The following is a 12,301-nucleotide window of genomic DNA, read 5'->3' as shown; positions in this document are numbered from 1 at the left end:
AAACTCCTTGTTGAAGCTAGTCTAGCCGCCGGATACGGCTTGAAATACCATGATGCGGTCCCCCGCTTGCAGCGGAATATCCAAACGCTCGAGCCAAGCAATGCTCTCATCATTATAGAAAATCAGCACATGCTTGCGCAGCTCACCTGATTCCGTGTATAAGTGAACACGCAGCAATGGGTAATCGATAATGATCTGACTAATCGCTTCATCCAGCATTTGCGCTTCTAGCGGAAACTTGACCTTGCCCTTCGTACAATCCCGCAGCATAGAAGGAATTGACACTTCAATTTGCATGCTAATCCTCCACAATCCATATCTTAACTGTCAGAACTCTTGATAACTGGCCAGGCAGTCGATCCCAGTTCTTGCCGCGATCCAGAGAACAGAACACTTCACCCGAGGTCGTACCGAAATAGACTCCATACGGCTCCAAAGCATCCACCGCTAACGCATCACGCAATACATTTACATGTCGGGGCTCATCCGGTAGCACATCACCAATTGGCTCCCAGCTGCTGCCGCCTGCGGGGATGCTATGGACTAGCAGCTTGCCATCCCTCATTGAACGAACTTCACTGCTTTCAAGCGGAATTAAGAATATATCGCCATTAGGTGAGATACCGATTGGAAAGCCAAAAGGCGTATCGCCTTCTTGCATCGTTAGTCCTTCTTCGATTGTGAACCAATTGTCTCCGCCATCGATTGATTTGAATACTCCACTGTGCTCCTGCATGTACAAGATATCCGCATTTTGAGGATCCGCTACCATCTTATGTATGCAATAACCGATCTCAGGATAAGGCTGCCCCGTTGGCACCCGCGCTAAACCTGTGTTGCAGGTATTCCAGGTTTCACCGCCATCCTCCGTACGAAAAACACCTACAGAGGACATCGCCACCCAAATACGTTGAGGATTGTTTGGGTCAACAATAATCGTGTGCAAGCACATCCCGCCAGCACCCGGTTCCCAGCCTGGTCGAGAAGGATGCTTCGTAAGCGCATCCAGTTCACGCCATGTTACACCGCGATCGCGGCTGACGAACAAACCCGCTTCCTCCACACCTGCATATAAAGTATCCGGCGCTGAAGGAGCTCCGGGTACGATTTGCCAAATTCGATTCAAAGAAAAGCCGCTCTCTGTGGAATATGTTGGTCCATGCTCAATTTGCGTCCAGCTTTCCCCCATGTCTTCACTCACACGAATGGTAGGTCCATAGGCCAAGTGCGAAACCCCTGCAAAGATCCGATTCCCATGCCGACTGTCACCTAGAACACTATATGCCTCCCAGCCTGCTAGAAACGGACCGTTTAGCTCCCAGCTTTTCCGTTCTAAATCCGAGGTATAGCTGAATACCCCTTTATTCGTTCCGACCAATAGAATTACACGTTTGCCCATTTCGCGCCTCCTCATTAATTTCAATAGGAATTAGATTCGCTAATAGCCAATAAATCCCTCTTTTTTACAGAAAACATTTCGTTTTTCTATATAAAAAAGAAGCTGCATCCGCTGCAAGCTCCCTAAACTTAATATTTTATTGCGGCCCCTCACGAATAACCTGCATAGGATTACCCGCAACAAAGCTGCCTGCTGCTACATTCTTATGTACGACGGTGCCTGCCCCAATAATCGCGTGATCGCCAATTGTAACGCCTGGCAGGATGATACTGTTAGCCCCGATCATTACATTAGAGCCAATATGCACCTCGCCTAACCTGTACTCATGTACCAAGTACTCATGCGCCAGAATGGTAGTATTGTAGCCAATGATCGAATTGCTGCCAATAAATATTTTCTCAGGGAAGAATACATCGACCATCACCATTAATGCAAAAGCGGTGTTCTCTCCAACCTTCATTCCAAGGATATGGCGATACAGCCAATTCTTGAAGCGCAAAGAAGGCGAATAACGCGCCAACTGAATGATTACAAAATTGCGCATCGCCTTCCATTTACTCACAGTTTTATAGATTTGCCACAAGGCGTTAGGACCTTCAGTTGGATACTTATCAAGCTTTCTCACAGCGTCCCCCTGAAACTTCCATCTACAGTTGCTTGGCCAGAATCTGCTGCTACAATCGCTAACAGGTCGGACATCTCCTGCAGTATGTAAGCTGGATTGAATTGACGCAGCACTGCTTCGCCTTGAAGCGACCAAGCGACACCTGCCGAACGAACACCTGCACCATGTGCAGACAATAGATCGTATTGGCTGTCACCCACCATTATTGTATTTTCTGGCTTTGAGTTCAGTCGGCTTAATGCTAGAAGAACACTCTCTGGATGTGGCTTAGGTTGGCTTACATCATCCGAGGTGACTATCGTAGATAGATAGGGCATTAATTCAAAAAGCTCCAGGCCTTTAGCTACCGTTAATCTGATTTTACTCGTTACCACTCCTAGCTTGATGCCTTGTGCATGCAAAGCCGCTAGGGTTTCTTTCACATGTGGAAATATCAGTACCATCTCGTCGTGCAACCTCAGATTAAACTCCCGATAAGTACCCACTAATTCATCTACTTTAGTCACTCCGGTCCGATTAGAAAAAAGCGCAATTTGCTCACGCAACGGCTTGCCCATTTGACCAATAATATCTTCCCGCAATACAGGTGCCAATTCATGTACCTGTAAAGCATGCAGAAAGCTTTGAATAATGAGCTCATTCGTATCGAGCAGCGTTCCATCGAGATCAAACAGAATCGTATCTATCATGCGCGTTCTTACTCCTTCAAAGGTCTCTCTATTTCATCAGGCATTACCGAGACTGGTGGTTCTATTTCAACTAGAGTTGCTTCCGCTTCGCTATCATTATCTGTAACTAAAACAGGAGCTTTTGTACTTACGATCGGGTCAGAATATAACGCTGTTGGCGGTACTAAGGAACGACGATAATAAATGATTACAATAGCGGCAAGAATAATCAGCACACTTAGTAACTGTGATACTCTGACATTGCCCTCATCCAATTCGCCCGAATCAAATAAAAGCTTCATAGGTGACCATAAACCATCCATTAAGCTAGCTAACCATGATGGACCCGAAAAGGCCAAGCTGTCTGTACGCAATCCCTCAATAAAGAATCGACCGATGGAGTACCAGATAAAGTAACCAATGAATATTTCACCTGCTTTTACAAAAGGACGCCTGCGCAGCACAATCAGCACTATAAACCCAATAAAAGTCCAAATGGACTCATACAAAAAGGTGGGATGATAGAATATGCCTTCTATATTCATTTGATTGACAATAAAGTTTGGCAAGTGCAAGGTATTCCGTAACACACTTTCATCAACCGGACCGCCATGCGCTTCCTGATTCATGAAATTTCCCCAGCGTCCAATCATTTGTCCAACAATCAAGCCTGGTGCAGCTAAGTCTACAATCCGCCAGAAATCATAGCCTTTGGCTCGCACATAGAAAATGACCCCTATAATGGAACCGATCAAACCACCATATATAGCAATCCCGCCATGCCAAATCATAAAGACTTCCCACAAATTATTCTTATAATCATCCCATTTAAAAATCACATAATACGCACGAGCGCCCACAATCGCAGAAGGTATGGCTACTAGGAGGAAATCCATAAAAAAATCGGGAATAATATTGAAACGTTTGCCTTCTTGTATGGCAATCATCAGAGCAATCAAAGCTGCTGTTCCAAGTACGATTCCGTACCATCGCACATCGATGGCTCCAATGCTGAATGCAATGGGGTTAATGGCTAAATACATCACTTGCTCCTCCTAATCCAAATCTTCATTTTCATCCATATCCCCGGCTAATGTTTCCGTGAGTTTATTGGTAAATTGCTGCGCAGCATTATACCCCATCCGTTTCAAACGATAGTTCATTGCAGCTACTTCAACGATAACCGCTAAATTTCGGCCTGGGCGAACCGGTATGGTAACTAACGGTATATCCGTATCAATGATTCTGGTCGTTTCCTCATCCAGTCCTAATCGATCATACTGCTTGTCCTGCTGCCAAATTTCTAAATTAATAACTACAGAAATTCGGGTATTATTGCGAATAGCACCTGCTCCGAACAAAGTCATCACGTTAATGATACCCACTCCGCGAATCTCCAATAAATGCTTAATCAGCTCCGGTGCATTCCCTACAAGTACATTAGGCGCAGATTGGCGAATTTCCACAGCATCATCGGCAATGAGACGATGGCCGCGTTTAACCAGCTCCAAGGCTGTTTCACTCTTCCCAATCCCACTAGTACCTGAGATAAGGATCCCTATTCCATATATATCAACTAGTACACCGTGAATGGTCGTTGTTGGAGCCAGTTTGTTTTCAAGAAAATCCGTAATTTGACTAGCTAAAGTCGTCGTAGGGACATTACTGCGTATAACGGCAATTTGCTTCTCAGATGCTGCATTAATCAGCTCTTCAGGAACATCCATGCCTCTAGTAATCAGAATACAAGGCGTTTGCTCGTTGCATAAACGCTCCATACGATCTCGGCGCACATCTGCTGTCAGTGTATAGAAAAATGTCAGCTCTGTCTTGCCTAATATTTGTACACGTTCTTGTGGATGGTAATTAAAATAACCTGCCATTTCAAGTCCCGGACGATATAAATCAGCTACTGTAATTAAGCGCTTTAAGCCTTCATCGCCGCAAATGACTTCCATATGAAATTGTTTAACGAGATCCGAAACCTTCACCTTTTTGGCCATCAGCTAAACTCCTTTACTTTCCAATACTCGTATCGTAATGCAAATAGCTGCTTAAATCAACCCTAGCCCTCTTTTACGGCTGTGCCAAGCCCGCGTAGGATAAAATCATAGGCTTCCTGAGTATATTTAGCTATATTTTGCTCTCCCTCTTCCAAGATCTCCTCGAACACAATCGAATGACGATGAAACACTACAATCCCCATAACAAAAAACATCGTGTTGTCTAAGGATTCGAATTTAAAAATACCATCTCGCTTACCTTTCATCAGAATTTCCCGCAAATGCTTCCATACCCGCAAGGTATAAGGACTCATTATGGCTGTACGAGGTGAGTCCATCATCGTTTCCTGCCGAATAATAGTAACAACCTCTGGATCTAGGCTATGAAAGTTAAATAATTCCTTAACTAAAATTCTCATTGCTTCTAAAGGCTCAATAATTTGTTGAGAAATAAAATCAATTCTCTCAAGCGGCATAAACGTCTCAAAGATAGCAAGAAACACATTTTCCTTGCCTCCAAAATAATAAGAAACAAGGGCGATATTCGCCCCTGCCTCCTCGCAAATCTTTCGTACACTTGTTCCCTCATATCCATACTTTGCGAACAGACTCTTGGCAGCAAGCAAAATACGCATTTTCATATCTATTTCGGGCTGTACCATTTACTGTCCTCCTATTAAATATTCGTTCCTGCTAAGACAGGTACAGATTCTTTCTTGACTAAGGAAGCGAATACACCCTCTAGTACCACCACTACAACACAGATCACTACAAGCCCATTAACCGATGATGTCATACTAGGACCACCAAATAATAAATCCATTATGCCTTCAACCGCATATGTAGCAGGTAAATAATTACCCAAATTCTGATAAAATCCATCTAAAAGCTCTCTTGGAACAATTGCGCCAGATGAGACTAATTGTGCAGAGAGTAATATTATGTTGAATAACATACCGGCCATGCCGAAGATTTGTAAAAAAAGCTGAGCCACGAACATAAAGGTTGCAAGGAACAAAGCTTGAAAGCCCCATATTGCCATGAATCCATGTACAGACTGACCACCAAGCATTAGCATTAAGGAGGATCCAACTAACGCCACAATGATTGCAGATAATACATTTATTATACCTCTTGCTGCAAATTTGTTCCATGCCCCCAAATGCTTTCCGAGCTGCATCGAGGCTTGTTGCATATTCAATTGCATGACTATAGCTCCAACAAAAGAAGCTAATACCATCATCATAGGTACCATCTGATTAGCCATGCCATTTACTTTATTGCTGAACTGGACATTCGAAACTACCTTTTCTGCTAAGCCGCCTGCTGCTTTAATCGCTTGCTCCTCTGGAAGCTTCATCTCCAGTAGAACTGCCTGCGTGCCTCCAGCTATAGCTTGCTTATTAACGGTTGACGTTATATTAGCAATTGCACTTTGCATAATGCTTTTAATCATCGCTGGATTCGATTCATTAATGTAATATTCAAGCTTAGCTGGTTCTCCAGCAGCTTGCAGCTTAGCTGTTAAATTGGCTGGCACATGAAGAACCATCTGAACATCCCGTTCATTTAATTGATCCTTAGCTAAATCTAACGATTCCACAACATTCATCTGAAAAGGGACATTTTTCTTCAGCTGCTCGACAATCATTTGCCCTGCAGTCGGGTCCTCATTAACTACAGCAATAACCAGTTTACTCACGTTATCCGTAACATCACTATATCCTCTCATCCAAACAAGACTAAAAATCACCTGAAACATCATTGCCGCTAGGATCCCCCCTTTAGCTGCAGGTAATTTCATAAAACTTCCAATTGCTTCCTTCATCTAAAACACACCTCTCCTCGTTAAACGACCGTTTTAATTAAACGTTTGTTTTATACAATACAATAGATAAATAATCTCGTCAAGCCACAATCTTATTCTACTTATTTAAACATAAAAAGAGACTGGTCCGAAGACCAATCCCTTAATGATATTTATATATTATCTTGCAAAGATTGATAGAGAAGTTTCTTTATCAAAGAAGTGAGTTTTGTTCATATCCAAAGCTAGTTTAACTGTGGATCCTTCTTTAACACCAGCGCGGCTGTCTACACGTGCTACCACTGTGTTTACACCGATACCGTTTAAGTGCAGCTGTACTTCATGCCCAAGGTTTTCTGAAACTTCAATTGTTGCACTAACGATTGAGTTTGGTGAACCTTCGATGAATACGGGCTCATCATGAAGATCTTCTGGACGAATTCCAAGAATAACTTCTTTGTTGTTGTAGCCTTTATCGCGAAGTACTTTAGCTTTGCCTTCTGGGATTTCAACATTTACGCCTTTTGCTTTGAAGTAGAATGCTGTTCCTTGATCGCTTAGCGTACCTTCGATAAAGTTCATGGATGGTGATCCGATAAATCCAGCAACGAACAAATTCACTGGGAAGTTATAGATTTCATCCGGTGTAGCTGCTTGTTGAATAACTCCGCTTTCCATAACAACAATACGCTCGCCCATCGTCATTGCTTCCGTCTGATCATGTGTTACATAGATCATAGTAGTTTCAAGACGTTTGTGAAGCTTGCTGATTTCTGCACGCATTTGTACGCGCAATTTAGCATCCAAGTTGGAAAGAGGCTCATCCATCAAGAAAACCTGTGGCTCACGAACAATCGCACGACCCAAGGCAACACGTTGACGTTGACCACCTGATAATGCTTTTGGTTTACGATCCAACAAATGCTCGATATCTAGAATTTTCGCTGCATCGCGAACGCGAGCATCGATGTCTGCTTTTTTAAATTTACGCAATTTCAAACCGAAAGCCATGTTCTGGTAAACGTTCATATGTGGATAAAGCGCGTAAGATTGAAAAACCATGGCAATGTCGCGATCCTTAGGAGCTACATCATTAACCAAACGATCCCCAATGTACAATTCGCCTTCTGTAATTTCTTCTAGTCCTGCAATCATACGTAATGTTGTGGATTTACCGCAACCGGATCCGCCAACCAAAACGACGAATTCTTTATCACGAATATCTAAATGAAAATCTTTAACTGTAGCTTCTGTGTTCCCCGCATATTTCTTCACGATATGATGTAAGCGTACGCCAGCCATGAATTCATTCCTCCTATGATTGTACTACTGTTCTTAATTTCAATCTTACTCTATTCAAGCCCAATTGACTATACACATACTTTACAAAAAAATTACTTTCTTTTCGTCACTTTGTACAAGAGAAGGGCAACTTGCACCAATACAGCATCATTAAAGTTCCTTACATCCAATCCCGTCTCCTGTTTAAACTTATCCAAGCGGTATAATAAGGTATTGCGATGCACATACAAGCTTTTTGCCGTCTCACTCACATTACAGTCCAATTCAAAAAATTGCTCTAATAATAGATACATTTCTGCATCTGGCGATTGATTGGTTCGCTTAAGCACCTGGCTTACATACCGTTGCTGTTCCGCCTCTGTAAGCACATTGAGCAGCTTTTCTAGCCGCATTTGCCAAGGTAAGTGCATTGTCTCACTTGGATAGAACATTTTGCCTAAACGCATGGTATCTCGCATCTCCACTATGACCTGGAGCAGTGATTTATCTAATGATTCTTGTGGATAATGAATGGTTACATGGCATTCACCTACCCACTCATTCGCAAGCATTTCATATAACCCTGAGCAGATGGAGGCAAGAGCATCCTCGACGCTTTCTTTTTCCTCCCCTTCGCTTGCCGTTAGCAATGACTCTGACCCAAGAATTAGCCATTCTTTATCCAATAAAGGAATTAAGATAATATCTGCTTCAAAAAAGGATTCCAATAATTTCTTAAGCTCTTTATAGGAGACAGTGTGTGAATCGGAATATCCGCCATACAGTAACAAAGGGATTTTAGTAGAGGACAAAGAGAGCTTGGCCGCCAACAGTTCAGGCAATATGGCTTCTTTTATTTTAAGGGCTAGCTGGCGGTCAACCCATTCTTTAACCAGCTGTGCTGTTTTCTCTTCTTCCGATATCGTCGAACTTGCTTTTGAATTCTCTGGAAGCAGATAAGCATCCAAAACCAATTCAATCAATTGCTGTTCCGATGAAGTAAATGCGGTATGCTCCATGATGAATACAACGACAGCGTCCGCTTGAACCTCTAATAGAAAATAGAGCTGGTCTTTAATTCGCATACTTTTGCCTATCTTTTCGGAATCTGGTTGCGTAGTTGCTAGCTTGTCCCATTCCTTCAAAGGCAGCTCGCTCAATGTGATTCGTGTTTTTACAATGGGTTCGAGCTTACGTTTAATTCTTTCCCAGTCCATGTATATTCCTCTTAGCTTTCGTTGCATTTTCTCTATTGTACCATAGGAGGCCGATGCTCCACTAGAAAACAAACCCCTTCAGCGTATAGCCGAAGAGGTTTGTCATTTGTTCGTTAGAACTCCAAATATTATATTACTCTACGAGCGGTTACATAATGATCCTTCCACCAGTCTTTATTGATGCTTACATATCTTACTCCACCTTCTCCATAAGTATGAATCATCTGTCCATCGCCAACGTAAATGCCAACATGTCCAATTCTACCTTTGGAATGCGTCGTAGTGAAGAAAACTAAATCTCCCACTATCAGATTACTTTTGGAAACATACTTACCAGTTGTGGCTTGATCGCGAGAAACACGAGGTAAGAAAATCCCATTTTCATTAAACACTGTTTTAGTGAAGGTTGAGCAATCGAAGGTTTTAGTCTGACCATAAGCTGCCCCAAAGTCATAAGGTCTGCCTAGATATTTTTCACCATCCAGAATAAGATTGACTCGCAGCTGATCCGCTTTAGACAATATACGTTTAGCACCCAAGAATTGGTCCTTATATTCAGCAACCTTTCTTGAAACTACTTCGTCTTTCCCTTTAGAAGCCATAACGAATTTCCCATTATCCATGTAAATACCATCAAATGTAGGCTTGCCTTTACTGCCAAAGAATACTAGATCTCCAGCTTTTAAATTTGCGATAGCGCTTACTTGTGTAGCCTTCATTTGATATTGCGCGGTCAATTCCCGAGGTATGTTATAATTCAATGTTTTATACACATAATACATCAACCCTGAGGCATCAAAGCCTGAAGATGGAGATTCTTCATAAGCTGCATAATCTTTATTAAGCATTAGCTTGGCCAATGAAACCGCATCCATATCGTCCTTGGCAGCATAAACATTATGGCTAAACGCACCGCCAGAGAATAGGATAGCTGCTGCAGCCGTAATACAAATAGTTCGCTTAAATGTGTGTTTGAACATGTTGTCTTCCCCCTTTAGTGAGCTTGTCCTCACAAGCCCTAATATGTACTAGCATATATTACGAAGTAAGTGATTGTTATTCCTCCTATCCCAAGATTATCATGGCTTTAAGCATGTTGCATGTCTAAAATGTTTCCACCATTACCAGTTTTATCAATAATATTCCTCTATATGTAGAAATTAAAAAAGCCCTATCTGCGTCGGAAACAGATAAGGCCTTGAGTTTTTAAGGAAAATGGTGAGACATGAAGGATTCGAACCTTCGACACCCTGATTAAAAGTCAGGTGCTCTACCAGCTGAGCTAATGTCTCATATTAAGAAATAATGGTGGAGGATGATGGATTCGAACCACCGAACTCGATGAGAGCAGATTTACAGTCTGCCGTGTTTAGCCACTTCACTAATCCTCCGTAACAGAAAAGGTGGCTCGGAACGGAATCGAACCGCCGACACGAGGATTTTCAGTCCTCTGCTCTACCGACTGAGCTACCGAGCCATAAATTAGGTAATGATATCAAATGGCAAAAAAAAATAAAGTTGCCATTTATAAAAAATGGCGGAGCTGACGGGATTCGAACCCGCGGTCTCCTGCGTGACAGGCAGGCATGTTGGGCCACTACACCACAGCTCCATGCTTATAAGAAAATTACTGGTGCCGTCGAGAGGACTTGAACCCCCAACCTACTGATTACAAGTCAGTTGCTCTACCAGTTGAGCTACAACGGCATATAAACTTTACGACATCGGCATCTGTCCATGCCAATGAAACGATATGGTGGGCGCTGACGGGATCGAACCGCCGACCCTCTGCTTGTAAGGCAGATGCTCTCCCAGCTGAGCTAAGCGCCCTCAGTTTAAAAACAACACATGAAACATGTTACCATAAGAGAGAAGATAATGACAAATTAATTGCCAACAATACATTAAAGAAAAATTGGTAGCGGTGGAGGGACTCGAACCCCCGACCTTTCGGGTATGAACCGAACGCTCTAGCCAGCTGAGCTACGCCGCCAAATGGCGGAGAGGGAGGGATTCGAACCCTCGCACGCATTACACGACTACTCCCTTAGCAGAGGAGCCCCTTATAACCACTTGGGTACCTCTCCATACATAAATCAAGGATTATTCCCTGAAAACTAGAAACGAAGCGAAGAGTTGTGAAACATCCAGGTAACACACTGCTTCTTATACATGACTGCATAAGAAGTCTTATTGGGGTAAGCCCTCGACCGATTAGTATTTGTCAGCTCCATACATTGCTGCACTTCCACCTCAAACCTATCAACCTCGTGGTCTACAAGGGGTCTTACATACTGGGAAATCTCATCTTGAGGGGGGCTTCACGCTTAGATGCTTTCAGCGCTTATCCCGTCCGTTCTTGGCTACCCAGCGATGCTCCTGGCGGAACAACTGGTACACCAGCGGAACGTCCATCCCGGTCCTCTCGTACTAAGGACAGCTCCTCTCAAATTTCCTGCGCCCACGACAGATAGGGACCGAACTGTCTCACGACGTTCTGAACCCAGCTCGCGTACCGCTTTAATGGGCGAACAGCCCAACCCTTGGGACCTACTTCAGCCCCAGGATGCGATGAGCCGACATCGAGGTGCCAAACCTCCCCGTCGATGTGGACTCTTGGGGGAGATAAGCCTGTTATCCCCAGGGTAGCTTTTATCCGTTGAGCGATGGCCCTTCCATTCGGAACCACCGGATCACTAAGCCCGACTTTCGTCCCTGCTCGACTTGTTGGTCTCGCAGTCAAGCTCCCTTATGCCTTTGCACTCTTCGAATGATTTCCAACCATTCTGAGGGAACCTTGGGGCGCCTCCGTTACACTTTAGGAGGCGACCGCCCCAGTCAAACTGTCCACCTAACACGGTCCCTTGCCCCGATTCAGGGGCATAGGTTAGAACCTAGGTAGGATCAGGGTGGTATCCCAACGTCACCTCCACACAAGCTGGCGCTCATGTCTCAAAGGTTCCCACCTATCCTGTACAGATCATACCCAAATTCAATATTAAGTTACAGTAAAGCTCCATGGGGTCTTTCCGTCTTGTCGCGGGTAACCTGCATCTTCACAGGTATTAAAATTTCACCGGATCTCTCGTTGAGACAGCGCCCAAGTCGTTACGCCATTCGTGCGGGTCAGAATTTACCTGACAAGGAATTTCGCTACCTTAGGACCGTTATAGTTACGGCCGCCGTTTACTGGGGCTTCAATTCATAGCTTCGCCTTGCGGCTTACCACTCCTCTTAACCTTCCAGCACCGGGCAGGCGTCAGCCCGTATACTTCGCCTTACGGCTTCGCACAGACCTGTG

At 43.8% G+C, this 12,301-nt stretch carries 11 protein-coding genes, 8 tRNA genes and 1 rRNA gene (1 of these 20 running past the window's edge); all 20 read right to left on the bottom strand.

Annotated elements, in window-relative coordinates:
* Positions 1-21: 21 nt before the first annotated feature.
* On the bottom strand, positions 22-297 hold the full coding sequence (locus EHS13_RS01815; protein ID WP_155698726.1) for a MoaD/ThiS family protein: 276 nt from the start codon (positions 295-297) through the stop codon (positions 22-24).
* 1 nt (position 298) lies between these two features.
* Positions 299-1,399: a WD40/YVTN/BNR-like repeat-containing protein gene (locus tag EHS13_RS01810; protein ID WP_155698725.1), complete on the bottom strand. Its 1,101-nt coding sequence runs from the start codon at positions 1,397-1,399 to the stop codon at positions 299-301.
* A gap of 136 nt (positions 1,400-1,535) precedes the next feature.
* Positions 1,536-2,024, bottom strand: coding sequence for an acyltransferase (locus tag EHS13_RS01805; protein ID WP_155698724.1), 489 nt, complete (start codon positions 2,022-2,024; stop codon positions 1,536-1,538).
* The gene (gene ppaX, locus EHS13_RS01800) at positions 2,021-2,713 is read right to left on the bottom strand and encodes a pyrophosphatase PpaX (protein WP_155698723.1); all 693 of its coding nucleotides are present in this window, start codon (positions 2,711-2,713) and stop codon (positions 2,021-2,023) included. Before ppaX ends, EHS13_RS01805 begins: the two co-directional genes overlap by 4 nt.
* An 8-nt stretch (positions 2,714-2,721) precedes the next feature.
* Positions 2,722-3,735 (bottom strand): prolipoprotein diacylglyceryl transferase, encoded by a 1,014-nt coding sequence (lgt, locus tag EHS13_RS01795; protein WP_155698722.1) that lies wholly within the window; start codon positions 3,733-3,735, stop codon positions 2,722-2,724.
* A 12-nt stretch (positions 3,736-3,747) separates the two neighbouring features.
* Entirely contained in the window at positions 3,748-4,695 is a 948-nt protein-coding gene (gene hprK / locus EHS13_RS01790) for an HPr(Ser) kinase/phosphatase (protein WP_155698721.1), read from the bottom strand.
* Positions 4,696-4,757: 62 nt separating this feature from the next.
* Complete coding sequence (locus EHS13_RS01785; protein WP_155698720.1) at positions 4,758-5,357, bottom strand: TetR family transcriptional regulator; 600 nt, start codon at positions 5,355-5,357, stop codon at positions 4,758-4,760.
* A 14-nt stretch (positions 5,358-5,371) separates the two neighbouring features.
* Entirely contained in the window at positions 5,372-6,523 is a 1,152-nt protein-coding gene (locus EHS13_RS01780; RefSeq protein WP_155698719.1) for a YhgE/Pip domain-containing protein, read from the bottom strand.
* A gap of 159 nt (positions 6,524-6,682) precedes the next feature.
* On the bottom strand, positions 6,683-7,804 hold the full coding sequence (locus EHS13_RS01775) for an ABC transporter ATP-binding protein (protein ID WP_155698718.1): 1,122 nt from the start codon (positions 7,802-7,804) through the stop codon (positions 6,683-6,685).
* Between the two features lie 92 nt (positions 7,805-7,896).
* Positions 7,897-9,000, bottom strand: coding sequence for a PucR family transcriptional regulator (locus EHS13_RS01770; protein ID WP_155698717.1), 1,104 nt, complete (start codon positions 8,998-9,000; stop codon positions 7,897-7,899).
* A gap of 128 nt (positions 9,001-9,128) precedes the next feature.
* Positions 9,129-9,980: a C40 family peptidase gene (locus tag EHS13_RS36520; RefSeq protein ID WP_155698716.1), complete on the bottom strand. Its 852-nt coding sequence runs from the start codon at positions 9,978-9,980 to the stop codon at positions 9,129-9,131.
* A 236-nt stretch (positions 9,981-10,216) separates the two neighbouring features.
* Positions 10,217-10,292 (bottom strand) — tRNA-Lys (locus EHS13_RS01760).
* Between the two features lie 14 nt (positions 10,293-10,306).
* Positions 10,307-10,391 (bottom strand) — tRNA-Tyr (locus tag EHS13_RS01755).
* 13 nt (positions 10,392-10,404) lie between these two features.
* Positions 10,405-10,477: transfer RNA gene (locus tag EHS13_RS01750), tRNA-Phe, on the bottom strand.
* Between the two features lie 58 nt (positions 10,478-10,535).
* A tRNA-Asp gene (locus EHS13_RS01745) sits at positions 10,536-10,612 on the bottom strand.
* A 19-nt stretch (positions 10,613-10,631) separates the two neighbouring features.
* Positions 10,632-10,707, bottom strand: a tRNA-Thr gene (locus EHS13_RS01740).
* Positions 10,708-10,754: 47 nt separating this feature from the next.
* A tRNA-Val gene (locus EHS13_RS01735) sits at positions 10,755-10,830 on the bottom strand.
* A gap of 86 nt (positions 10,831-10,916) precedes the next feature.
* Positions 10,917-10,993 (bottom strand) — tRNA-Met (locus tag EHS13_RS01730).
* Between the two features lie 3 nt (positions 10,994-10,996).
* Positions 10,997-11,087, bottom strand: a tRNA-Ser gene (locus EHS13_RS01725).
* Between the two features lie 107 nt (positions 11,088-11,194).
* Positions 11,195-12,301 (bottom strand): 23S ribosomal RNA (locus EHS13_RS01720); it runs 1,819 nt beyond the window's last position.

This window comes from Paenibacillus psychroresistens, assembly GCF_009728935.1.
Classification (GTDB): domain Bacteria; phylum Bacillota; class Bacilli; order Paenibacillales; family NBRC-103111; genus Paenibacillus_AC; species Paenibacillus_AC psychroresistens.
Note: the sequence above shows the minus strand (reverse complement) of the source record. Positions and strands in the feature narration are given on the sequence as shown.